The organism is Nocardiopsis sp. NPDC050513 (genome assembly GCF_044457925.1).
Taxonomy (GTDB): domain Bacteria; phylum Actinomycetota; class Actinomycetes; order Streptosporangiales; family Streptosporangiaceae; genus Nocardiopsis.
Window position 1 is genome coordinate 1 of record NZ_JBITHK010000019.1, and the last position, 21,409, is coordinate 21,409.

A 21,409-nucleotide genomic window follows, 5' to 3' on the forward strand; every position below is an offset into this window, starting at 1 on the left:
ACATTCCGAACCCGGTCGTTAAGTCCTTTTGCGCTGATGGTACTGCCCTGTGGTGGGGTGGGAGAGTAGGTCGCTGCCACGGTTTTTCTTGGAGGAGGGGTCGCCCATGGGGCGGCCCCTTCTTTTTTGTTGTACGGGCACGCTTGTGAGCTCGTGAATCCGGTCCGGATGTCACGAGTGTTCCACGCACAGCCGATGCAGACCGAAGTGCGCCGCGACCGAGCGGCTCTCCGGGGCACAGGGGAATCCCGATCGTCGCGTGGTCGACCGCGACCGCGGGACGGACGTGCCGGCGCACCGCCGACCACCCCGGGGGGCGCCCCAGGGAGTTCCTCCTGGGGGTTACTGGTCCTCGTCGGCCTCGGGGGAGTCGATCAGCTGCCGCAGCAGCGCCACGAAGTCCTCTTCGCTCATCGCCGACCAGTCCACGTGCTCGTTCATGTTGAGCGATGTCCCCAAACTGCGTGCCGATAAGCCTGCGAGCGGCCTATTCGTTTGAGAAGTCTGGGTTAACGGGGCGTTAGCGCAGGTCGTGGCGCTGGCCGGACGTGGACACTACACGTGCTGCTGGAGCGCGCTACGGCACTCGGGGCAGCGGCAGCGCTTGTTGTAGCCCGTGACGGTGCCGTGCGGGAGGCTGGGATCGCGCTGCTCCGTGAGCGTCGCGTCCAGCTGGTCGCCGAAGGACTGGAGGATGCGCGCGGTCGCGAAGATCGCCCTGGGGGTGATCTCCAACTCGGACGCGGCGTCGTCGAGGTGCTTCCCCATGCGGAGTTTCGCGATCAGGCGGGAGCGCGTGCTCGGCGGCATCTGTGCCTCAGCGTTCGCGATCAGCTGCTCGGCGTCGTCGATGGGGTGGTTCATGGATGTCCTCTACGTGTGCGGGAACGCGTGTCCATCGTACGCGGTTTTCTCCTGCGACATATGAGGCGCGTGTGAGGTCCTATTTCTAGAAACGCATTGCTAGATGCTAGATGCCATGTTTCGCTGGGGTACACACCTTCACTCTGCGTCATTGGAGCCGTGTTATGAGCAGCCCCACGGTTCGCCGTCGTCGACTCTCCGCCGAACTCCGCCGTCGCCGCGTGGCGGCCGGAATGACCCTCAGCGACGTGGCGGAGGAGCTCGAGTGGTCACCGGCCAAGCTCGGCCACATCGAGACGGGCATCCGCAAGTGGCCCTCGGTGATGGAGATCTCGGCCCTCCTGCACCTGTACGGGGTCACCGGAGGGCAACGCGAGGCCATCCTCACCCTGGTGCGGGAGTCGCGGTTGAGGCCCTGGTGGACCGAGTACGAGGACGTGATCTCGTCGGCCTATGTGGGCAATGAGGCGGGAGCGGTCGCCGTGCGCGCCTATTCGGGCATCCTTGTGCCCGACCTCCTCCAGGTCCCCGACTACACCGCGCTCGTCGCCCGGGCCCTGGGCCACGGAGAGGAGGGCGCGGAGCGCATGGTCGCCGCCCATCTCAAGCGCCAGGAGGTGCTCGAGGTGGGAGGGCTGGTCCGCTACCACGCCGTCGTCGAGGAGGACGCCCTCCAACGGATCTCCTCGGATCTGCCGCTGCTCAGGGCCCAGACCACCCGTATGCTCGAACTCGCGGTCTCGGAGCGGGTGACGATCCAACTCCTCCCCACCTCGGCCGGTCCCCATCCCGGCGTGGCGGGACCGTTCTCCGTCCTTGAGTTCGACGAGGGCGAGGCGGCACTGGCCTACGTGGAGGCGACCCAGGGTGGGGCGATCGTGGAGGCTGAGGAGGCGGTTGACTCGTGTGAACGCGTGTGGTGCGAACTGACCCGCATCTCGGCGTCCCCCGAGGCCACCGTCGGGATCCTTCGCCGCATGGCACTGCTCACCTGAGCCAAGGGTCGGATCCCTTGCTAGTCTCTTGGTGACAACATCATAAAGTTCTCTGTGGAGCTCCCGCAGTCGGCGGGCGCTCGTGTGTTGGAACTCGTTGAAAGGGTCCAGACAGTGAAGAAGATCATCATTCTGGCGCTGGTGGCCCTCGGGGCTTTCGCCGTCTACCGCAAGATCCAGGCGGACCGCGCCGAGCTCGACCTGTGGACCGAGGCCACGGCGGCCAGCGACAGCTGATCGCACGGCGGACGAGCGGGGTGTCCCGCGCTCGTCCGTCAGTGACACGAAGACGTGGGCGGGCCGGTCGTTCCCGTGGTGCGACCCACGGCTTCGCGGTCCCTGCGACCGGGACCGCCTTCTGATGAAGGTATGCTCTCCTTGGGTTCAGGGGCCATAGCTCAGCTGGCAGAGCGCCGGTTTTGCATACCGGAGGTCAGGGGTTCGACTCCCCTTGGCTCCACTCATCTCTCACCACGCCACAGACGTGAAGACGGCCACCCAGGCATGCGCCCCGGGTGGCCGTTGCGCGTAGGGCGCACATTCCCCGCTCCTCACGCGGCCCGGTCGTGTGCGCTGCCTTCGTGGTGTCCGCCTTCCGAAGGGCGGCGGCCCGTCTGTCCCCCGTCGTCCGGGCGACCTCGTCCAGGCGGTCCGGGAACAGGCGCCCGTCGGTGTCGGGGGGTCATCGTCGCCGTCGTGGGCCCGAGCAGGGCTCGCACGGCCTTCGCGTCCGCCTCGGGGGCTTCGTCCGCCTCGCCGGTCCGCTCCGTCATTTCCCCCGGGGGGGACGACCCCCCGGACCGACCCCCTCCTCCGACCGTCCGGGCACCCGCCCGGGAGGCCGTCGCGGTGTGTGCACGGTTCTAGTCCGATCGGGTGGGGTGCCCGCTTCGCCCCGCCCGGCCGGTCACCACGGCCATGCGGGGAACCCGCAGGTCATCCCGGTATCCATGGAATGCCTTCACCTCTACCACATGCAATCACTCTCCGTGTGTGTATGATGACACTTCCCCGAAGTGCAATGGTCCTAGTGGGCCATATGAGAAATAGGCCACTTGGGGACTGTTGGTGAACAGGGACGATCCGTAGTTTCGACACCAGCGACAACGAGGAACACAGCGCGCCGAAACGATCAACCCCCGAAGACGAGCCGCGGCCCCCCGTCTGGCAGTCCTCGGATCGGCCGTTCCTCCTCCCCCATCGGCGGTCGCGTCAGCCGGTGGGATTTCCGATCACCACACATGCTGATCTTGGGAGTGGGGCAACATGTGGAATGAGAAGATGGCGGCCCGTGCCAAATGTCGGGAGATCGACCCCGACGCCCTCTTCGTGCAGGGTGCCGCGCAGAACCGCGCCAAACTCATCTGCCGGGGCTGCCCCGTGCGCACGATGTGCCTGGCCGAGGCGCTGGACAGCCGCATCGAGTTCGGTGTCTGGGGAGGCATGACCGAACGCGAGCGCCGTGCCCTTCTGCGACGGCGCAAGGACGTCACCGACTGGTACGAGTTGCTGACCTCCGCCGAGCGGCGGTACGAGGAGGCGCGGTCCCGGGGTGCCGCGCCGGTCGCGGCGCATCCCTAGGGCGGGCTCCGCGGGCGGGGCGCCCCCGAGGGGGGATCAGGGGAGGATCAGGGAGTGCCCCGATGCCCGACCGCACCGGGATGGCGCATGATGGAGGGAGCACGGCCACGGTGCGAGGACGGCCGTGCCCCCTTCGGCGTTGGGAGTGGGAGTGGCAGTGCAGGACCGTCGGTACCCGATGCGGCGCCCCCAGGAGCAGCCGCAGCTCCGCCTCACGCACGCCGACCGGGACGCGGTCGCCGAGATCCTCCGCGAGGCCTACAGCGTGGGCCAGCTCGACGAGCAGGAGTTCGAGGAGCGCCTCGACCGCGCGATGCGGGCCAAGGTCCACGCCGAACTCCAACCGCTCACCCGGGACCTCGGGGTCGTGCCGGGGAGTGTTCCGGGCGGGCCCGAAACCCCCGAGGCCGCCGCGGACCCCAAGACCCCCCTGCCCAGCACGCCGGTGGAACGGGTGGTCGCCGCGTGCGCCCACGCGGGCAACTACTTCTTCCCGATCGTGGCGCCGCTGCTGCTCTTGCTCGTGAGCGACCGGTACTCGCCGTACATCCGCCGCCAGGCCATGGAGTCACTGAACTTCCAGCTCTTCTGCCTCATCGCGGGTGTGGGCGGTCTCCTGCTCTTCTTCCTGGTCCTTCCGCTGCTCGTCACCCTGTACGCGGTCGTGGGCGTGCTGTGCCTCCCGGCCGTCGCCTCGGTGGCCGCGCTCATGGGGAAGAACTGGCGGTACCCGATGTTCTTCCGTGTCCTCAAGGACGACTGAGCCGGCGGAACGGAGGGCGCGGGGCCACCGCGCCCTCGGCGGATCACTGGCCCGGGTGGCCGTTCTTCTCGGCCCGGTCGTGCCCCGCGGCGGCCTTGACCTTCTCCTTGACCGCCGTGGCCTTCTCCTCCAGGTTCTCGCGGGTCTCGCGCACCTGCTCCCGGGCCTGGTCGAGGTGCTCCTGCCACTCCGCGTCCTGGGACGCCTGGCGGAGTCGGATCAGCGAGTAGACGACCACTCCCCCGAGCACGGCGGCGCCGCCGATGAGCACCGCGCGCGGCACGCGGGCTCCCCCGCACAGACGCCTCCTCAGGCGCGAACGCGGATTCGGGTCGACGCGGTGGGCGGCCGCCGTGAGCATCCCGGCCACCCGGGGCGCCACGGTGTCCTCGACGCGCTGTGCGGCCGTCTCCAACCTGGGAGCGGTCCAACCGCGCGCCTGGAGAAGCCTCTGGGCGGCCTGGTCCCGCGCCTGGTCGGCGTACGGGCCGAACCGGTCCGCCTGGGTTCGGGCCAGATCCTGGAGGCGGACGAGGGTCGCCTCGGCCTCCCTGCGTGCCTTGCGACGCTTCGAAGTGATGGGCACGTCGTCAGCTCCTTCGGTCGTTCTCGGTCCCCACCCAGCGGCGGCTGGACGCCGTGTTATCCGGGTGTTATCTCAACTTACGTCCTCTCCTTCGGCGTTTGGCGTTCCGACACCGGACGGGTTGTCCACAGGTCGTCGGGGTTCCGGCGAAGTGCGGAGGTCGGACGGGTAACGTGAGCACGTAAGCGCACTCGACCGAAAGGCACGTAGGTGTCGGACTCCAAGGGCCAGCCCACCGCGCGGCTGACCACCTCCGAGGGAACCATCGTCATTCGGCTGTTCGAGAAGGAGGCCCCCGAGACGGTCGCCAACTTCATCGGTCTGGCCGAGGGGTCGAAGCAGTGGATGGACCCCGCCACGGGGAAGATGTCCAACGACAGCCTGTACGCGGGAACGATCTTCCACCGGGTCATCGACGGCTTCATGATCCAGGGCGGCTGCCCGCTCGGCACCGGACGCGGCGGCCCCGGCTACAAGTTCGGCGACGAGATCCACCCCAAGCTCCGTTTCGACCGGCCGTTCCTGCTGGCCATGGCCAACGCCGGCCCGGGGACGAACGGCTCGCAGTTCTTCGTCACCGTCAACGAGCCGGACTGGCTCAACGGCCGCCACACCATCTTCGGTGAGGTCGTGGAGGGCTCCGACGTCGTCAAGAGCATCTCCACCGTCAAGACCGACCCCAACGACCGTCCGCTGACGGACGTCGTCGTCGAAAGCGTCGAGATCACCCGCTAACGGAGCCGACGCGCCCGGACACCGAGGAGTGAGAACCCGCCCATGACCGCGTCGCCACCGCCCCCCGGCGCACCGCGCACCTGTTACCGGCACACCAACCGCGAGACCGGCGTCAGCTGCACCCGGTGCGAACGGCCCATCTGCCCGGACTGCATGGTCGAGGCCTCCGTGGGCTACCAGTGTCCGAACTGCGTGGCCGAGGGCAGGCGGACCACCCGTCCGGCACGGACCGTGTTCGGCGGACGGGCGGTGAGCAAGCCGTACGTCACCTGGACCATCCTGGGCCTGATCGCGGCGGGCTACCTCGCCCAGACGGTGACGGCCGCGTCCCCCCTCTCGGTCGGGGGCTCGCCCCTCGTCTGGGAGTTCGGGATGCGGGGCTTCGGGGTGACCCAGAACGGGGAGGCGTTCGGCGTCCTCTCCGGGGAGTGGTACCGGCTGGTCAGCGCCGCGTTCCTGCACGGCGGGATCTTCCACCTGCTGTTCAACGGGTACGCGATGTTCCTGCTCGGCACCCAGTTGGAGCGCTGGCTGGGCCACGGCCGGTTCCTGGCGCTGTGGGTGCTCGGCGCCGTCGCCGGGTCGGTGCTCACCGCTCTGGTCGAGCCGTACGGGTTCGCCGTCGGGGCGTCCGGGGCGATCTTCGCCCTCTTCGGCGCGGTGTTCGTGATCGGCCGACGGCTCGGTCTGGACCTGCGGATGGTCGCGGCGCTCCTGGCGGTCAACCTCGTGCTGACCTTCACCGTGCCGAACATCTCGTGGACCGCCCACATCGGCGGCCTGGTGGCGGGTCTGGCGCTGGGCGCGGTCTTCGCCTACCTGCCGAGCCGGAACGCGGGGCCGACCCGCCGCACGGTCGTGCACGCGGTGGCTGCGGCGGCCTTCGCCGCGCTGCTCGCGGCGGCGCTGCTCGTCCTCCCGGGTGTCCTGGGACTGGCCTGAGCGGAGCCCGCCGTCGCGCGGCACGGGGCTCTCCGCCCCCGCACCAGCGTGCGGGGCCTCGGACGCGTGTCCGAGGCCCGTGGTCGTGCGTGAGCCGGGTCCCAACCGCCAGGGACGCGGACACAGCGGATCAGGCTACCCACAGCCTGTGGATAACCCTGTGGAAAACCGGGGTGGTAGGTCCGTCAGTGCCAGCGCGTGGACAGGATGACGGCCACGATGATGCCGCTGAAGCCGATCGCCAGGTTCCAGTTGTTCAGGTCCCGCATGTACGGAACGTACTGGCCAGCGATGTAGTAGACGCCGATCCAGAGGATGCCCGCGATGAAGAAGCCCAGCATGGTCGGGACCAGCCAGCGCGGTGTGACCTTGGGCTTCTCCTTCGAAGGAGGCGGCGTGTAGACGGCCTTCTTCTTGCGGTCGCTGCGGGACTTGGGCACGGGCGCTGCTCCAGAGAGGTGGGCGGTTCGAAACGATCCACAGTCTACGCCCCGGTGCGGGCCTCCGTCACCGCCGCGCGGACACGATCCGAGCGGCGTGTCCTTCCGGCACACGGCGGGGGCCGCGCCCCGAAGAGCGCGGCCCCCGTTCCTCGTCCGCGGTCCCCTCAGGGCCTGCGGAAGGGGAAGCCCCCGTCGTCGTCACCGGGCTGCTCCGGCTCGTCGGGGACGGTCGGCACGGTCGGATCGGTCGGATCGCCCGTGTCGTCGCCCGGCGGAGGCTGCTCGGTCTGCGGTGCCGCGGCGATGGTCACCGTCACCGTGCTGCCGGGCGCGATCGGCTGGTTCGCCTGGGGCGACTGGGAGATCACCTCGCCCGCCGGGGAGTCGGCGGTCTCCTGCTCGACGAACTCCCCGACCAGTCCGCGCTCCTGGAGCGCGGCCTCGGCGCCGACCCGGTTCATGCCGATCAGGTCCGGCACCTCCACCTGATCGGGCCCGGAGGAGATGTACAGGGTGATCTCGCTGTCCGGAGCCGCCTCCTGGCCCGCGGCCGGGTCGGTCCCGACGGCGCTGCCCTCGGCGACCTCGTCGCTGGCCCGTTGCTCGGTCCGGACGTTGTCGAAGCCCTCGCCGGACAGGGTGCTCATGGCCTGCGCCTCGGGCTGCCCCTGCACGTCCGGGATCTCCACGGCCTCGGGGCCGGCGGACACGACCAGGACGACCTCCTCGTCCACCGGGTGTTCGGTCCCGGCCCCCGGATCGGTCTCCAGAACCGTGCCCGGCTCGGCCTCGTCGGCCTGTTCCTCCGTGGTGACGTCCTCGAAGCCCGCGTCGGTCAGCGTCGACCGCGCGCTGTCCTCCGTCTCCCCGACCACGTCCGGGACGGCGACCGACTCGACCGTCGGCACGTTGTCCCGGGTGAGCAGCCAGAAGGCCAGCACCAGGGAGCCGATCACGCCGACGGCGAGCAGGGCCCAGAGCGCGGCCTTGCCGGCGCCGCCCTTGCGCTCCTCCTCGTACCGGTCGTCGTAGTCGTCGTCGTACCGGTCGTCGTAGCGGTCCCCGTAGCCGTCGTACCCGCCGCCGTTCGCGGGCGGCAGGGCGGTGGTGGCGCCCGCGGCGGCCATCGCCATGGTGCCCGCCTGCGTGGGCATGCCCGCGAGGCCGCGCTGGATGTCCGCCCGCATCTCCGCGGCGTTCTGGTAGCGCTCCTCGCGGTCCTTGGTCATGGCCCGGAGGGTGACGTCCTCCAACCACTCGGGGACCTGCGGGTCGATCTCGGTCGGGGGGACGGGTTCCTCGCGCACGTGCTGGTAGGCGATCGACACGGGGGAGTCCCCGGTGAACGGAGGCCGGCCGGTGAGGAGTTCGTAGAGCACGCACCCGGTGGAGTAGATGTCGCTGCGCGGGTCCACCCGCTCGCCACGCGCCTGCTCCGGGGAGAGGTACTGCGCCGTGCCGATGACCTGGGACGCCTGGGTCATGGTGGCCTGGTCGTCGCCCATCGAACGGGCGATGCCGAAGTCCATCACCTTGACCTCGGCGTTGCGCGTGAGCATCACGTTGGCGGGCTTGATGTCGCGGTGGACGATCCCGTTGTCGTGGCTGTACTCCAGCGCGTTGAGGATGCCGTCGACGAGTTCCGCCGAGCGCTCCGGCAGCAGACGCCGGTCGTCGTCGAGCAGCTCCTTGAGGGTGCGTCCGTCGACGTACTCCATGACGATGTACGGGATGGAGACGCCGTCGACGACGTCCTCGCCGGTGTCGTAGACGGCGATGATCGCCGGGTGGTTGAGCGAGGCCGCGGACTGTGCCTCACGGCGGAACCTGGCCTGGAACACGTGGTCGCGGGCGAGGTCGTGTCGGAGGGTCTTGATCGCGACGAGCCGGTCGAGCCGGAGGTCGCGTGCGCGGTGGACCTCGGCCATGCCGCCGCGCCCGACGACGGTGTCGAGTTCGTAGCGTCCACCAAGGAGCCGGGGCTGGGACATGTCGTGTACTAATCCTCGTGTCTTCCGGTGGCCGCCCGCGGGCCGCCGCCTACCCTGAGCGTCGTTCGCTCATTTCCTCATCATGTGTCAGTGCCGTCTGGCGGGGTCTCGGGGTCCCCGCCCACGGGGTCTTCCGGTGTCGTGGTCCCGTCGTCGACGGGGTCCTCGTCCTCGGCGGGGGGTGTCTCGCCGTCGCCCTCGGGGGCGGTCGGTTCGCCGGTCGCCCCGTCGGTCTGTTCTCCGTCCTCCGGTGCCGGGTCCTCCTCCTGCGTGGTGTCCTCCGGCTGGGTGGTCCATCCGTTGCCGGTCCCGTCCTCCACGGGCCGCTCCTCCGTCCCGTCGCCCTCGACCGCCCCCTCCGAGGGGACGGAGGCGGGCGACTCCGACGTGGCCGGAGGTTCGACGGTCTCGCGTACGCGGTCGGCCTCGGGCGGACCGCCGTACAGGAAACCGGCCACCACGGCGGCCGCGACGAGGATCGTCGCCACGAGCACGGCGAGGACGACCGGGAGCCTGATCCGCCGCCGGGACGCTTCCGACAGCCTAGCCGAATCCCCTTGTTCACCAGGGCTTACGGTCAGCTGGTCGGCGGTTCGTCGGCGGACGGGGCCGCTTCCGGTGTCCGGCACCATGCTGACCACGGCGGTCCGGGCGACGGAGCCGAACCCGGCGGAGGGGGTGGGCGGACCGGTCCCGGCGTTCGAGCGGATGACGGCGGCCATGTGCGCCACCTCGCTCGCGGAGGCCGGGCGTTCCTCCGGGTCCTTCAGCAGGAGCACCGAGACGAGGTCGTCGATGTCGGCCGGGATGTCGTCGGGCAGCTCCGGCGGCTCGTCGCGGGTGTGGGCCAGGGCGAGCGCGACCGGGTTGTCGCCGGTGAAGGGAGGCTGGCCGGCCAGGCACTCGTAGGCCACCACCCCGAGCGCGTACAGGTCCGACGCCGCGCTCGCGGGGCGGCCGGACGCCTGTTCGGGAGAGATGTACTGTGCGGTGCCCATGACCATGCCGGTCTGGGTGAGCGTCACCGACATGTCGCCGCGGGCGATGCCGAAGTCGGTGAGCTTGATCTGGCCCTCACCGGTGACCAGCAGGTTGCCCGGTTTGATGTCGCGGTGCACCACGCCGCGCGCGTGCGCGGCGGCCAGGGCCTGGGCGGACTGGCACACGAAGTCGAGGGTCCGGTCCGCGCTCAGGCGCCCCTGCTCCCGCAACACCTGGGAGAGCGGTACCCCGACCACGAGCTCCATGATGAGGAACGCGCGGCCGTCCTCCTCGCCGTAGTCGTAGACCTGGGCGATGCCCGGGTGGGACAGGCCCGCGGCGATCCGCCCCTCGGTGCGGAACCGCTGGCGGGCCGTCGGTTCCGCCATCTGCGACGGGTGCAGGAGCTTCACGGCCACCGGCCGGTTCAGCAGCGTGTCCGTCGCCTTCCAGACGGCGCCCATGCCGCCGGAGCCCACCTGCTCCTCCAGCCGGTAACGGGAGCTCAGAACGGTCCCGGTGAGTCCGCCGGGACCATTCGAGGGCTCGTATGCGCTCACTCCAGTACCACTGCCTCCATCATGGCGCGCGCGATCGGCGCCGCGAGGGTGCCGCCGCTGCCGCCGCCGTGCTCGATGACGACCGCGACCGCGATCTCGGGGTCGTCCGCCGGCGCGAAGCCGATGAACCAGTTGTGCGTCGCCTGGTCGCCGCCGGTCTCGGCGGTGCCGGTCTTGCCCGCGACCTCCATGCCGGGGATCGCGCCGTTGGTGCCGGAGCCCTCCGGGGCCGTGGTGACCAGGACCATCATGTCCGTGAGGTCCTCGGCGGTGCTCGCGCTGACCGCCTGCGAGAACGTCTCCGGCTGGGTCTCGGTGACCACGGACATGTCCGAGTCCAGCACCGAGCCGACGACGTAGGGCCGCATGATCTCGCCGCCGTTGGCCACACCCGCGGCGACCATCGCCATCTGGAGCGGTGTGGCCTGGACGTTGGACTGGCCGATGCCCGCGCGGCCGAGGATGCTGTCGTCGGTCTCCACCGGGGCCAGGCTCGGCTCGACGCCCAGCGGAACCTGGAGCCGCTCGCTCTCGGACGGGTTGAACCCGAACGCGCTGGCCTGGTCCGACAGCGCCTGTCCGCCCATCTGGATCGCCCAGTTGGCCATGGACGTGTTGCAGGAGATCTGGATCGAGTGCGCCAGGCTGTCCGGTTCGCCGCCGTTGCACGTGCCGCCGGGCGTGGCGTTGGGCAGCACGGGGCCGTTCGCGAACTGGAGCGTGTCCGGGGCGTCGATGGTGGACTCGGGCGTGGCGCCCTGCGTCTCGATCGCGGCGGCGGCGGTCACCACCTTGAACGTGGAGCCCGGCGGGTACAGCTCGTTGAACGCCCGGTTGAGCAGGGGCTGGTCCGGGTCGTTCTCCAGCTCCACGAAGTTGTTGACCGCGGTGTCCCGGTCGGTGACGCTGGCGACGTCGTTGGCGTCGTAGCTCGGAGCCGAGACGGCGCCGAGGATCGCCCCGGTGTTCGGGTCGAGCGCCACCGCGGCGCCCTGGAAGCCGCCTTCCCGGAAGCCGTTGAACCCGGCCTCCTGGACCGCGGGGTCGAGCGTCAGTTCGACCCGAGCGCCCTCGGGCTCGCGGCCGGTGATGATGTCGCGGAAGTTGCGCACGGCGAGCCGGTCGTCAGTGCCGTCGAGGAGCGAGTTCTGAGCGCTCTCGACGCCGGTGGTGCTGTACACGCTGAGGACGCCGGTGATCGGCGTGTACATCTCGCCGCCCGTGTACTGGCGCTGGTACAGCGGGGTGCTCCCCTCCTCGGCGACGTTCTCCGAGAAGGCGACGCTCTCGCCCGCGATCTCGATCGGCCCGCGCGGCCGGCTGAGGTGTTCGCTGTACTGGCGCCGGTTGAGCGGGTCCTCGATCAGCGCGTCCGCGCGGAACCCCTGGATCCAGGTGAGGTTCAGCATCAGGACCGCGAACAGCGCCATCGTGAAGATGCTGAGCCGGCGGATCGGTGTGTTCATCGTCGGATCACCTGGGTCGCGCCCTCGTCCTGAATCGCTTGCGGTGCCGGGCGGCGCGCGAGGTCGCTGATGCGCAGCAGGATGCCCATCATGATCCAGCTCGCCATGAGAGCCGATCCACCGGACGCCATGAACGGTGTGGTGGAACCGGTCAGCGGGATGACCCGCGTCAGCCCGCCGAGCACGATGAAGACCTGGTAGGCGAGGACGAAGGCGATGCCGCTGGTCAACAGCTTGTTGAACGGAATGGTGGACGCCAGGGCGACGCGCATGCCGCGCTCCACGAGCAGGAACAGCACCATCAGCACGGTGAGCAGGCCGGTCAGCCCGAGCTCCTCGCCGAGCGAGGCGAGGATGAAGTCGCTGTCCGCCGCGAAGATGTTGTGCGCCTCTCCGCCGCCGATGCCGGTGCCGAAGAGTCCGCCGTAGCCCATGCCGACGAGTCCCTGGACGAGCTGCTGGCTACCGCCGACCTCGTTGTAGACCGCCTCGTCGAACGCGTTCATCCAGATGTTCACGCGGGCCTTGACGTGCCAGAAGAGGAGGTAGGCGAGGCTGGCGCCGCCCATGAACATGGCCAGGCCGATGGTGACCCACGAGGAGCGCTGGGTGGCCACGTAGAGCATGGCCAGGAAGGTCCCGAAGAGCAGCAGGGAGGTGCCCAGGTCGCGCAGGAGCACCAGGACGCCGATGGCCAGCACCCAGCCGACGAGGATCGGGGCCAGGTCGCGGCCGCGGGGCAGGTCGATGATCTTGAACCGGCCGATCTTGACCGGTTTGCCGACGATCGCCAGGACCTGCCGCTTGTTCATCAGGTACGAGGCCAGGAAGATGACCAGCGCGATCTTGGCGAACTCGGAGGGCTGCACCGTGAACGGCCCGATGCCGATCCACAGCCGGGCGCCGTAGACCGAGACGCCCAGACCCGGGATGGCGGGCAACAGGAGGAGGATGAGCGCGGACAGGCCGCTGATGTAGGTGTAGCGCTGGAGAACCCTGGGGTCCTTGAGGAAGATGATGATCAGGAAGCAGCAGACGATCCCGACCCCGGAGAAGACGAGCTGCGAGCCCGCGCCGGCACGCTCGATGTCCTCGGCCCCGATGGCGTCCAGCCGCCAGATCATCGCGACCCCGATCCCGTTGAGGAACAGGGTGCAGGGCAGGATCAGCGGGTCCGCGTAGGGCGCGAAGAACCGCATGGCGACGTGGGCCGCGATGGCCAGGACGCCGAAGGTCAGCCCGACCGTCCACATGGCGGACGGGATGCGTCCGTTCAGGTTCAGACCGGCGACGGCGATCCCGGCCATGGTGATGGCGATGGCGACCGCGACGAGGACCAGCTCGGCGTTGCGCCGCTTGATCGGGGGGAGCGCGGTGGGCGCCTCAGCGGTGGCGGTGCTCAAGGGTCACCCCGATTCCTGGGTCTCGGTGGTCGGGACGGCGGAGTCGGTGGGGGCGTCCCCGGTCGTGGCCTCCTCGGGGTCCCCGGTGCTCTCCGTGCCCGCGTCGGCCGCGTCCGGGCCGCTGTCGCGCGCGTCCTGGTCGGCGGTGTTCGCCGCGGCCTCGGCGATGCTCTCGTTCAGGGCCGCGATCCGGTTCCGGGCCTCTTCCAGGCTCTCCACCGGCATGGTGTTCTCCACCGCCGAGCGGTCGCCCTCGCTCAGGTCGTCCATGCGGATCTGCGAGGGCTCGACCTCCTCCGACAGGTTGAACCCGGCGATGTCGGTGTCGATGCCCCGGTAGATGCTCACGGTGTCGCCGGAGGCGGAGGGGCCGACGTAGAACTGGCTGTCGACGTACTGGCGGCCGAAGTAGTAGGCGGCGCCCGCCACGAGCCCGACGATGACGACGAAGACGAGGACCACCGGCCACCACCGGCGGGGGCGGTACTCGGTCTCCTGCTCCCCCGTTCCGCGTCCGCGCGGGGGGCGGCGGTCGAAGTCGTCGTAGGTCTCGTCGAAGGGCGCGGACCGGGCGGGTGCGGGGACGTCGTCCACCCGCGTCATCTCGGCCGTGTCGCCGGCCGGTCCGCGCAGCTCCTGCGCCCGTCTGGCGGGGGTGTCGCCCGCCTGCTCGTCGGTCTCGGCGCGCTGGTCGGCGGCGCCGACCACCTTCGGCCTGGCCGTGGGGCCCTCGCGGTCGGTCTCGGTCTGGATGACGTCGGCGATGACCGCGGTGATGTTGTCCGGACCGCCGCCGCGGATGGCCAGGTCGATGAGCTTCCTGGCGGCCACCTCGGGGTCGGCCTCGGTCGCGAGCGTCTCGTGGATGGTCTTCTTGGTGACCACCCCGGACAGCCCGTCCGAGCACAGGAGGTACCGGTCGCCGGGCTTGGCCTCGCTGATGGAGATGTCCGGGTCGACCGGGCTCTTGCCGTCCAGCGCCCGCAGGATCAGCGAGCGCTGCGGGTGGGTGGCGACCTCCTCCTCGGTGATCTTGCCCTCGTCGACGAGGGTCTGCACCAGGGTGTGGTCGTGGGTGATCTGCTCGAACCGGGGACCGCGCAGCAGGTAGGCACGCGAGTCGCCGATGTGGATGAGCGCCACGCGGGCCCCCGACCACAGCATGGCGGTCAGGGTCGTGCCCATGTTCTCGAGCTGGGGCTCGGCCATGATCCGCCGGGACAGGGAGGCGTTCGCCTGCTCGACCGCGCGCTGGAGGGACTCGGCCATCTCCTCCGCGGCGGGGGACTCGGCGTCGAGGCGGCGGATCGTGGAGATCGCGATCGAGCTGGCCACCTCGCCGCCCGCGTAGCCGCCCATGCCGTCGGCCACCGCGAGGAGGTGCTGGCCGGCGTAGCCGGAGTCTTCGTTGCCTTCGCGGAGGCATCCAACGTCGGAGTACGCCGCGTATCGGAGAGCGATTGTCATTTGCGCAGTTCCAGGACGGTCTTGCCGATACGGATGGGCTGACCCACCGTGATGGGCTGGGGGCGGTTCAGCTTCTGCTGGCCGAGATAGGTGCCGTTGGTGGAGTTGAGGTCCTCAACGAACCAGCGGCCGCCCTCGGAGTAGACGCGGGCGTGGCGGCCCGAGGCGTAGTCGTCGGTGATGACCAGTGTCGAGTCGGGCGCCCTGCCGATGAGGATGGGCTGGGCGGACAGGTCGACGGTGGTTCCGGCGAGGGAGCCCTGTGTCACGGCGAGGATCGTGGGCTCGTTGCGGCGCTGGCGCTGCGGACGCTGCTGCCGGGCCGGGGCGGCCTGCTTCGGCTGACCCCCGTGCGAGGCGGGACGCGGCTGGGGTCGGGGGCGCTTCTTCCTGGCCTTCCTCTTCGACGGGCCGAAGAGGTCGGTGCTGATGACCCCGACCGCCATGAGGACGAACAGCCAGAGCACCGCCAGGTACGCGATCTTGATCAATATGAGGGTCAAGTTGGACATCGAACCGCTCTTCAGCCCCTGTCGTGCTCCGGCCGGGGTGACGGTCGTCGGCGCCGCCACCGAGTCTGCCCCACCTTCGGGTCGGTGAGTTGTCGTGGTCGCTGGTCCACGGCTTCGGAGCCGAGGCCAGTCTGCCCGAACGGTCAGGTCTTCGCGGAGACTACCGTCCCGGACACATATCCGACAGCGGTACCACAATCGGCCGCCACCGGATTTCGACCAGTCAGACGTCGGTGGAACGGCGTTGGTTGCGGTCCCGCCGCGTCTGATCGGTCGAACACCCGGTACCGGACGGTCAGTCGCGCCGGAACGTCATGGTGGTGCGTCCGAGGCTGATCCGGCTGCCGTCCACCAGGCGGGCCTGCCTGACCTGCTGGCCGTTGACGAACGTCCCGTTGGTGGAGCCCTTGTCGACGAGGATCGCCTCGTCCCCGTCCAGCCTGATCTCCACGTGGTGCCGGGACACGCCGTTGTCCACGAGCCGCAGGTCGCAGTCGGTGCCGCGGCCCAGGAGCGTCACGGGGGTGGTGAGCTCGAAGGACTGCTGCTGGCCGTGGCTGGCGATGGTGCCCTCGGTCGCCGCTCCGCCGGGGGAGATGAGCAGGCGCGGACGTCCGGCCTGGCGCTCGCCGTGCACACCGCCCGGGTCGCCGACCGGCTGACGGACCTCTCCGTCCTTGCCGACCATGGTGCCGCGGACGACACCGGACCGGATGCGGAAGCGTCCGGTCTTGAGGCCCTCCTCCGGCCGGAAATGGACGCGGACCGGGCCGACGAAGGAGTAGCCCTGCTCCGTCGCGTAGTCGCGGGCGAGTTTGGCCAGCTCCTGGCCGAGGCTGTCGGCGTAGACCTCCAGCCGCTCCTTGTCGCTGGCCGCGAGTTCGACGATGAAGTCGTTCGGGACGAGCGTGCGTCCCTGCGCGACGATCGCGGCTCGTTCGTCCATCTCCCGCTGAACGGCGCTCGCCACCTCGACAGGTTGGAGCTCGGACTTGAAGGCCATCGCGAAGGTGCCTTCGATCATGCCCTCAAGCCTGCGTTCGAAGCGTTGGAGCACTCCCACGAGGTACCTCCCTTGTACTCCACTCCGTATGTGTAGACGATCGTAACCGGGCTGGGGTGCCTCCGGATTCAGGTGCACCCCCCGTGCGCTGCCGGGAGCCCCCGCGCGGTCCCGGTCACGGGCGGGCCGTAAAGCGTGTGCGCGTCGCGTTCAGACCGTGCTAGCCTTATCCATGTCGCCAGGCGGAACGGTCCAAAAAGACCGAAACCACCTGGCCATAAAACTGGACGAAGGTCACCCGGGCGGGTGGCGGAACGGTAGACGCGCACGGTTCAGGTCCGTGTGTCCGAAAGGACGTGAGGGTTCAAATCCCTCCTCGCCCACAACATACCCGGTGGGGATCGCTCTGCGGTCTCCACCGGGTCTCTTTTGTGCTCGGGACCTGCCTCGGGACGGCGGCGGGGTCGGCTGGCACACTGCGGTCGTGAGCATCATCGAACGACTCCACGAGATCGGGCGCCCGCTGGTCGACGAGCAGCTGGCCCACCCCACGGTCGCCGGGATCGCCCGCGGCGACCTCGACGAGCGCGCGTTCCGCTACTGGCTGGAACAGGACCACCTGTACCTGTTGGACTACGCGCGGGCCTTCTCGCGCCTGGCGTGGCAGGCTCCGGACGACCACCTCGCCGACCTGGTGGGGATCGCGCACAGCACGCTGAACGAGGAACTGGAACTGCACCGCTCGCTGTCGGGCGAGTTCGGCGCCGACCTGGCCACGAAGGAGAAGGGGCCCGCCTGCGCGGCCTACACCGCGTGGCTGCTGGAGGCCGCCGCCGACTACCGGGACGGGCTCGCCGCGGTGTACCCGTGCATGTGGGGCTACAACCGGCTCGGCCTGGCCCTGGCGACGTCCCGCCCGAAGGACCCGAGGTACGCGCGCTGGGTCGACACCTACGCCGACCCCGGGTTCACACGGCTGACAGAGCACTACGGCCGCAGACTGGAGGAGGCCGAGCCCGACCCCGAACGCGCCGAGCGCCTCTTCCTTGAGGGGATGCGGCACGAGGTGGCCTTCTGGGACACCCCGTACTCGTCCTGAGCGGCCACGGCCGCCCGACGCGGGAAGGCCCGCCCGACCGGGGAGGACCGCGGACGGATCCGGACGGCCCGGGAGACGGGGGAGGGGACCGGCGCGCCCGCGACCGGTCCCCTCCCCCGTCCCGCCCGGCGCGGGGCGCGGGCCGGGGCGAGGAGGGCTACGGGGTGATCACGGTGCTGACGGTCTCGAAGCGGTCGATCTCGCAGCCGCCGACCTTGTTGAACTCGGTGTCGATCTCGGTTCCGTCGATGTGCCCGGTCACGTCGACGACCTCGGGGCCGCCCATCTGCATCGTGCACATCATGTCGGTGGTGTCGAGGAGGAACGGCTCGGTGCCGACCTCCTCGATCTCGGCGCACGCCGACTCGGGGTCTGGGTGGTCACCGCCCACGGGCGAGCACGTGAGCGTCCACGTGCCCTCCTCGTAGCCGGGTTCGGGGGACAGGGACTGATCCTCGCCGAGTGTGCGTTCGATCACGAGGGAGACCGCGGCCTCCTCGCCGGACTCCTGGTCGGAGGACCCGGTCTGGCCGTCGGGGGACTCCTCGGGGGAGGCGTCGCCGGGCGTGGAGGGTTCGGAGGGACTGGAGGCGTCGGGTGCGACCGTGCTCGTCTCGTCGGGCTCGTTGCCGCAGGCCGTGATAAGAAGCAGGCCGAGGGCTGCGAGTGCGGCGAGGCGGGTCGGCAGGGCCGTCACCGAGGGGTACTGAGCCATATGCCTTGGACGCGCCACGTGTACGCGCGGTTCCGGGGTGGACACGATTTCCTCCTCGTCTCTCATTCTCTTCCTTCCCACCGCACGCACACAGGGGGTCATGGTCATGTTCGGACGAGAGGTTCCGGAGGCGGTCGTCGCGGAGGTGCCCGAGGACGCCTACCTGCTGGACGTCCGGGAGGACGACGAATGGCGCTCGGGCCACGTCCCCGGCGCGGTGCACATCCCGCTCGGGCGGCTCGGCGAGCGCGCGGGGGAGATCCCCCAGGACCGGAGGGTCTACGTCGTCTGCCGGGTGGGCGGTCGCTCCGCCCAGGCGGTCGCGGCCCTCAACCAGGCGGGCTGGGACACGGTCAACGTGGCTGGCGGCATGAGGGCCTGGGAGCACGCCGGCCGGGACATGGCGGCCGAGTCCGGAGCGGAGCCCACGGTGATCTGAGGCGGTCCGCCGCCGAATTTCGTCGGATTGCGCGAAGCCCTGCCACTGGGGCGCTCCCGGGTGGCACTATGACGTGGTGAGTTCCGATCGCGCGCCCCTCAGCGCCGAAACCGTGCTGGCCGCGTCAGCGGACGCGGTGGTCGGTATCGACGGTGAGCACCGCGTCACCGTGTGGAATCCGGCGGCGGAGCGCATGTTCGGCTGGGCGGCGCGGGAGGTCGTCGGCCGCGAACCGCCCTTCGTCCCCGCGGAGCTGGGCTCGGAGTTCGGCGCGGTGCTCGAACAGGTACGTTCGGGCACGCCCCTGTCCATCGTCACGCGTCGCGTGCGCAGGGACGGCACGGTCATCGACGTGCGGGCGAGCGCCGGCTGCGTGCTCGGCCCCGACGGCGGCGCCGACGGGTGGGTGCTGACCTTCCAGCCGTGCGAGAACGAGGCGCAGGTGCAGGCGGCGGCCATGGAACGGGCCCGCCTCGTGCGCAGGCTCACCGACGTGGTGGTCGACATCAACGCCGACCTCAGCCTCAAGTCGGTGCTGGACCGGATCTCCCGCAGCATCACCGAGCTGACCGGCGCCGACGCGGGCGGGTTCGTCCTGCTCAACGAGGACCGCGTGGAGCTGGTCAGCCTCACCGACCTGTCCGACCGCCTCCAGGGCTTCAGCGCGCCGCTGGAGACGAGCCTGTTCGGCGAGCTGCTCCGGAGCGGCAAGTCGGTCCTGCTGGCCAACGAGGACACGCGCGGTCTGCAGGACCTGGTCTGGGCCGATCTGCCGGGGCTGCACACCATCGCCCTGTGCGTGTCCAACGTGCACGGCCGCCCCTACGGCGCGCTGTACGCGCTCTACAGCGAGCGCAAGGTGGGGCATGTGGAGCTGGAGCTGTTGGAGCTGCTCGCCGCGCACGCGGGCGTGGCCATCGGCAACGCGATGGCCTACGAGGAGCTCAACCTCCAGCGCGTGCACGAGCAGGTCGTCGCGGACTCCAGCGCGGACGGGATCGCGGTCCTGGACTTCGGCGGACGGGTGCGCAAGTGGAACCGGTCGGCGGTGGAGCTCACCGGTTACCCGGCGGAGCGCGTGGAGGGACGGCATCCGCCCTTCCCCCTGCCCGCGGCGCACGGTGAGCCGATCAAGCACAAGCTCAAGGACGGCCGCTGGCTGGAGATCCTCATGGCGCGCATCCCGCGCACCCACGAGTGGGTGGTGGACTTCCGCGACATCACGGCGCAGCGGGCGATGGAGGAGGAACAGGAGTTCTTCCTGGCCACGACCGGACACGAGCTGCGCACGCCGATCACGGTCATCCACGGCTTCGCCACCACGCTGGTGCGCAAGTGGTCGCGGCTGAGCCCGCGGTCCCAGCGCGAGGCCGTCGGCACGATCGCGGACCGGTCGGCGACCCTGGCCACGCTCGTGGAGCGGCTCCGTCTCGGGTCGGACGTGTCGCGGGGCGAGCTCAACGTCGACCGGGTCCCCTTCGACCTGGGGGAACTCCTGCGGCGGTCGGTGCGGGCCTTCCGTCCCCTGTCGGAGCAGCACGACGTGGTCCTGGCGGCCGACGACGACCTCCCGACGGCCGTCGGGGATCCGCTGGCCACGGGCATGATCATGGACCAGCTCCTGGACAACGCGATCAAGTTCTCCCCGGAGGGCGGCACGATCCACGTCAGCGCCCGGGTGGAGGGCGGCGAGGCGGTGGTCGTCGTGGACGACGAGGGGCTGGGGCTGGTCCCGGGGGACGAGGAACGGGTCTTCGGCCGCTTCGTGCGGTCGGGCGCGCGCAGTGACCGCAGACGGATCGGCGGGCTCGGCCTGGGGCTGTACATCGTCCGCCAGCTGGCGAGGGCGCAGGGCGGGGACGTCACCGCGCAGCGGCGGGAGCGGGGCACGCGCATGCGGTTCACCGTGGCCGTGCACGAGAGTGGGCGTCCACATCAACACCCTGAGCCACAAGAGACCGCAAAAATCTCCCAAAGTCCAGAACGCCTACCACGTCAGCGATCCGCGCCCCGAGGCGCGAGTCGTCGCCTGTGATTCACCTCGGGGTGGGTTTCCACCCGAGGTGATCGGGGCATTTCCACCCCTGGTGGAATTCGCTGGCACACTTCGGGCGGGTTCCGAACCGCTCGACGAAGTACCGACGCGCAGGGACGAAAGCTGTGTCAGGAGACAACACACCACTCGACGGCGGGTCGTTCCCGTTCCGGGTCGAGCGGAGCGTCACGCTTCCCTACGCCCCCATGAGCGTGACCGGCGCGCGCCAGCGGCTGTGCAGCGACCTGCGCGCGATGGAGATCGGTGACGACCGCGTCGACGACGCCTCGCTCGTCCTCAGCGAACTCGTGAGCAACGCCCTCCGGCACGCCTCCCCGCTGCCGGACCCCGAGGACACGGTCGGGGTGTCCTGGCGGGTGCGCGTCGACCACCTGTCCCCCGCCGGAGGCTGGGTCGAGATCGCGGTCCGCGACGGCGGTTCCAGCACCATGCCCCGGGTGGCGCGGCCCTCCGTGTCCGGTCTGGGCGGTCGGGGGCTGGGCATCGTGCAGACCCTGGCCGGGCAGTGGGGCACCGAGATGGACGCGACCACCACCACGGTCTGGGCGGTCCTGGAGATCGGGGCCGAGGACCTCGCGTCCAAGCGTCTGGTGGCGGTCGGCCGCCACGGTGCCGAGGCCGGTGCGGACCGCCCACGGCACGACGTCGGCGAGGTGCGCACGCGCGTGCGGGAGAGCGCTCCGGCCTGGGGCGCTCTGCTCTGAGGCGGTCGCGCGCGGCGGACCGGCGCGCGGCGACGCGGAGGAACGTGACCGATGTCGCGAAACACCGTCAACGAGGTGGCCCGGGGCTGGTCGGGACGCTACAG

21 protein-coding genes and 2 tRNA genes are annotated in these 21,409 nt (G+C 70.3%); 12 read left to right on the forward strand and 11 right to left on the reverse strand.

Annotated elements, in window-relative coordinates; genetic code table 11:
• Window positions 1-555: 555 nt before the first annotated feature.
• Window positions 556-864: a hypothetical protein gene (locus tag ACIBFB_RS25170; protein ID WP_397234250.1), complete on the reverse strand. Its 309-nt coding sequence runs from the start codon at window positions 862-864 to the stop codon at window positions 556-558.
• Window positions 865-1,097: 233 nt separating this feature from the next.
• On the opposite strand from ACIBFB_RS25170, the gene ACIBFB_RS25175 reads away from it, so the two are divergent.
• The 5 genes from ACIBFB_RS25175 to ACIBFB_RS25195 all read left to right on the forward strand — a co-directional run bounded on the left by ACIBFB_RS25175 (window position 1,098) and on the right by ACIBFB_RS25195 (window position 4,203).
• Window positions 1,098-1,859, forward strand: coding sequence for a helix-turn-helix domain-containing protein (locus tag ACIBFB_RS25175; RefSeq protein ID WP_397234362.1), 762 nt, complete (start codon window positions 1,098-1,100; stop codon window positions 1,857-1,859).
• A gap of 114 nt (window positions 1,860-1,973) precedes the next feature.
• Window positions 1,974-2,096, forward strand: a complete 123-nt coding sequence (locus tag ACIBFB_RS25180; RefSeq protein WP_262391221.1) for a DLW-39 family protein — start codon at window positions 1,974-1,976, stop codon at window positions 2,094-2,096.
• Between the two features lie 150 nt (window positions 2,097-2,246).
• Window positions 2,247-2,319, forward strand: a tRNA-Ala gene (locus ACIBFB_RS25185).
• 806 nt (window positions 2,320-3,125) lie between these two features.
• A complete protein-coding gene (locus tag ACIBFB_RS25190; protein WP_397234253.1) occupies window positions 3,126-3,440 on the forward strand; it encodes a WhiB family transcriptional regulator in 315 nt (104 codons plus the stop codon).
• 157 nt (window positions 3,441-3,597) lie between these two features.
• Window positions 3,598-4,203, forward strand: coding sequence for a DUF1707 and DUF4870 domain-containing protein (locus tag ACIBFB_RS25195; RefSeq protein WP_397234364.1), 606 nt, complete (start codon window positions 3,598-3,600; stop codon window positions 4,201-4,203).
• A 43-nt stretch (window positions 4,204-4,246) separates the two neighbouring features.
• Here ACIBFB_RS25195 and ACIBFB_RS25200 read toward each other — a convergent pair whose 3' ends face one another.
• On the reverse strand, window positions 4,247-4,789 hold the full coding sequence (locus ACIBFB_RS25200) for a hypothetical protein (RefSeq protein ID WP_397234255.1): 543 nt from the start codon (window positions 4,787-4,789) through the stop codon (window positions 4,247-4,249).
• A gap of 210 nt (window positions 4,790-4,999) precedes the next feature.
• On the opposite strand from ACIBFB_RS25200, the gene ACIBFB_RS25205 reads away from it, so the two are divergent.
• Window positions 5,000-5,524 carry a peptidylprolyl isomerase gene (locus tag ACIBFB_RS25205; RefSeq protein WP_397234257.1) on the forward strand — a complete coding sequence of 175 codons (525 nt, stop codon included), beginning with the start codon at window positions 5,000-5,002 and terminating at the stop codon, window positions 5,522-5,524.
• Window positions 5,525-5,566: 42 nt separating this feature from the next.
• On the forward strand, window positions 5,567-6,466 hold the full coding sequence (locus ACIBFB_RS25210) for a rhomboid family intramembrane serine protease (protein ID WP_397234259.1): 900 nt from the start codon (window positions 5,567-5,569) through the stop codon (window positions 6,464-6,466).
• A gap of 185 nt (window positions 6,467-6,651) precedes the next feature.
• Here ACIBFB_RS25210 and ACIBFB_RS25215 read toward each other — a convergent pair whose 3' ends face one another.
• The 8 genes from ACIBFB_RS25215 to ACIBFB_RS25250 form a co-directional block, all read right to left on the reverse strand.
• The gene (locus ACIBFB_RS25215; RefSeq protein WP_397234261.1) at window positions 6,652-6,906 is read right to left on the reverse strand and encodes a cell division protein CrgA; all 255 of its coding nucleotides are present in this window, start codon (window positions 6,904-6,906) and stop codon (window positions 6,652-6,654) included.
• A 167-nt stretch (window positions 6,907-7,073) separates the two neighbouring features.
• A complete protein-coding gene (gene pknB / locus ACIBFB_RS25220) occupies window positions 7,074-8,900 on the reverse strand; it encodes a Stk1 family PASTA domain-containing Ser/Thr kinase (RefSeq protein ID WP_397234263.1) in 1,827 nt (608 codons plus the stop codon).
• 80 nt (window positions 8,901-8,980) lie between these two features.
• A complete protein-coding gene (locus tag ACIBFB_RS25225) occupies window positions 8,981-10,441 on the reverse strand; it encodes a protein kinase (protein WP_397234265.1) in 1,461 nt (486 codons plus the stop codon).
• The gene (locus ACIBFB_RS25230) at window positions 10,438-11,907 is read right to left on the reverse strand and encodes a peptidoglycan D,D-transpeptidase FtsI family protein (protein ID WP_397234267.1); all 1,470 of its coding nucleotides are present in this window, start codon (window positions 11,905-11,907) and stop codon (window positions 10,438-10,440) included. Before ACIBFB_RS25230 ends, ACIBFB_RS25225 begins: the two co-directional genes overlap by 4 nt.
• Window positions 11,904-13,310 carry an FtsW/RodA/SpoVE family cell cycle protein gene (locus ACIBFB_RS25235; RefSeq protein WP_397234269.1) on the reverse strand — a complete coding sequence of 469 codons (1,407 nt, stop codon included), beginning with the start codon at window positions 13,308-13,310 and terminating at the stop codon, window positions 11,904-11,906. The genes ACIBFB_RS25230 and ACIBFB_RS25235 overlap by 4 nt, the downstream gene beginning before the upstream one ends.
• Window positions 13,311-13,313: 3 nt before the next feature.
• Window positions 13,314-14,777 carry a Stp1/IreP family PP2C-type Ser/Thr phosphatase gene (locus ACIBFB_RS25240; RefSeq protein ID WP_397234271.1) on the reverse strand — a complete coding sequence of 488 codons (1,464 nt, stop codon included), beginning with the start codon at window positions 14,775-14,777 and terminating at the stop codon, window positions 13,314-13,316.
• On the reverse strand, window positions 14,774-15,289 hold the full coding sequence (locus ACIBFB_RS25245) for an FHA domain-containing protein (RefSeq protein WP_397234273.1): 516 nt from the start codon (window positions 15,287-15,289) through the stop codon (window positions 14,774-14,776). The genes ACIBFB_RS25240 and ACIBFB_RS25245 overlap by 4 nt, the downstream gene beginning before the upstream one ends.
• Window positions 15,290-15,584: 295 nt before the next feature.
• Window positions 15,585-16,346 (reverse strand): DUF3662 and FHA domain-containing protein, encoded by a 762-nt coding sequence (locus tag ACIBFB_RS25250; protein WP_075925307.1) that lies wholly within the window; start codon window positions 16,344-16,346, stop codon window positions 15,585-15,587.
• Between the two features lie 246 nt (window positions 16,347-16,592).
• Here ACIBFB_RS25250 and ACIBFB_RS25255 point away from each other — a divergent pair.
• Both ACIBFB_RS25255 and ACIBFB_RS25260 read left to right on the forward strand, forming a co-directional pair.
• A tRNA-Leu gene (locus tag ACIBFB_RS25255) sits at window positions 16,593-16,675 on the forward strand.
• Window positions 16,676-16,776: 101 nt separating this feature from the next.
• Window positions 16,777-17,391, forward strand: a complete 615-nt coding sequence (locus ACIBFB_RS25260) for a TenA family protein (protein ID WP_397234275.1) — start codon at window positions 16,777-16,779, stop codon at window positions 17,389-17,391.
• A 157-nt stretch (window positions 17,392-17,548) separates the two neighbouring features.
• Here ACIBFB_RS25260 and ACIBFB_RS25265 read toward each other — a convergent pair whose 3' ends face one another.
• Window positions 17,549-18,106 carry an SSI family serine proteinase inhibitor gene (locus ACIBFB_RS25265; RefSeq protein ID WP_397234277.1) on the reverse strand — a complete coding sequence of 186 codons (558 nt, stop codon included), beginning with the start codon at window positions 18,104-18,106 and terminating at the stop codon, window positions 17,549-17,551.
• A gap of 106 nt (window positions 18,107-18,212) precedes the next feature.
• Between ACIBFB_RS25265 and ACIBFB_RS25270 the strand changes: the two genes are divergently transcribed.
• The 3 genes from ACIBFB_RS25270 to ACIBFB_RS25280 all read left to right on the forward strand — a co-directional run bounded on the left by ACIBFB_RS25270 (window position 18,213) and on the right by ACIBFB_RS25280 (window position 21,305).
• Window positions 18,213-18,545: a rhodanese-like domain-containing protein gene (locus ACIBFB_RS25270; RefSeq protein ID WP_397234279.1), complete on the forward strand. Its 333-nt coding sequence runs from the start codon at window positions 18,213-18,215 to the stop codon at window positions 18,543-18,545.
• A gap of 76 nt (window positions 18,546-18,621) precedes the next feature.
• Window positions 18,622-20,580 (forward strand): PAS domain S-box protein, encoded by a 1,959-nt coding sequence (locus ACIBFB_RS25275; RefSeq protein WP_397234281.1) that lies wholly within the window; start codon window positions 18,622-18,624, stop codon window positions 20,578-20,580.
• Between the two features lie 125 nt (window positions 20,581-20,705).
• Window positions 20,706-21,305, forward strand: a complete 600-nt coding sequence (locus tag ACIBFB_RS25280) for an ATP-binding protein (RefSeq protein ID WP_397234283.1) — start codon at window positions 20,706-20,708, stop codon at window positions 21,303-21,305.
• Window positions 21,306-21,409: the final 104 nt, after the last annotated feature.

Bases quoted from the DNA above. Each gene is read 5' to 3' on its own strand.
- ACIBFB_RS25170 (WP_397234250.1), bottom strand. From the start codon at position 864: ATGAACCACCCCATCGACGACGCCGAGCAGCTGATCGCGAACGCTGAG.
- ACIBFB_RS25175 (WP_397234362.1), top strand. From the start codon at position 1,098: ATGACCCTCAGCGACGTGGCGGAGGAGCTCGAGTGGTCACCGGCCAAG.
- ACIBFB_RS25190 (WP_397234253.1), top strand. From the start codon at position 3,126: ATGTGGAATGAGAAGATGGCGGCCCGTGCCAAATGTCGGGAGATCGAC.
- ACIBFB_RS25210 (WP_397234259.1), top strand. From the start codon at position 5,567: ATGACCGCGTCGCCACCGCCCCCCGGCGCACCGCGCACCTGTTACCGG.
- pknB (WP_397234263.1), bottom strand. From the start codon at position 8,900: ATGTCCCAGCCCCGGCTCCTTGGTGGACGCTACGAACTCGACACCGTC.
- ACIBFB_RS25230 (WP_397234267.1), bottom strand. From the start codon at position 11,907: ATGAACACACCGATCCGCCGGCTCAGCATCTTCACGATGGCGCTGTTC.
- ACIBFB_RS25240 (WP_397234271.1), bottom strand. From the start codon at position 14,777: ATGACAATCGCTCTCCGATACGCGGCGTACTCCGACGTTGGATGCCTC.
- ACIBFB_RS25245 (WP_397234273.1), bottom strand. From the start codon at position 15,289: ATGTCCAACTTGACCCTCATATTGATCAAGATCGCGTACCTGGCGGTG.
- ACIBFB_RS25265 (WP_397234277.1), bottom strand. From the start codon at position 18,106: ATGGCTCAGTACCCCTCGGTGACGGCCCTGCCGACCCGCCTCGCCGCA.
- ACIBFB_RS25270 (WP_397234279.1), top strand. From the start codon at position 18,213: ATGTTCGGACGAGAGGTTCCGGAGGCGGTCGTCGCGGAGGTGCCCGAG.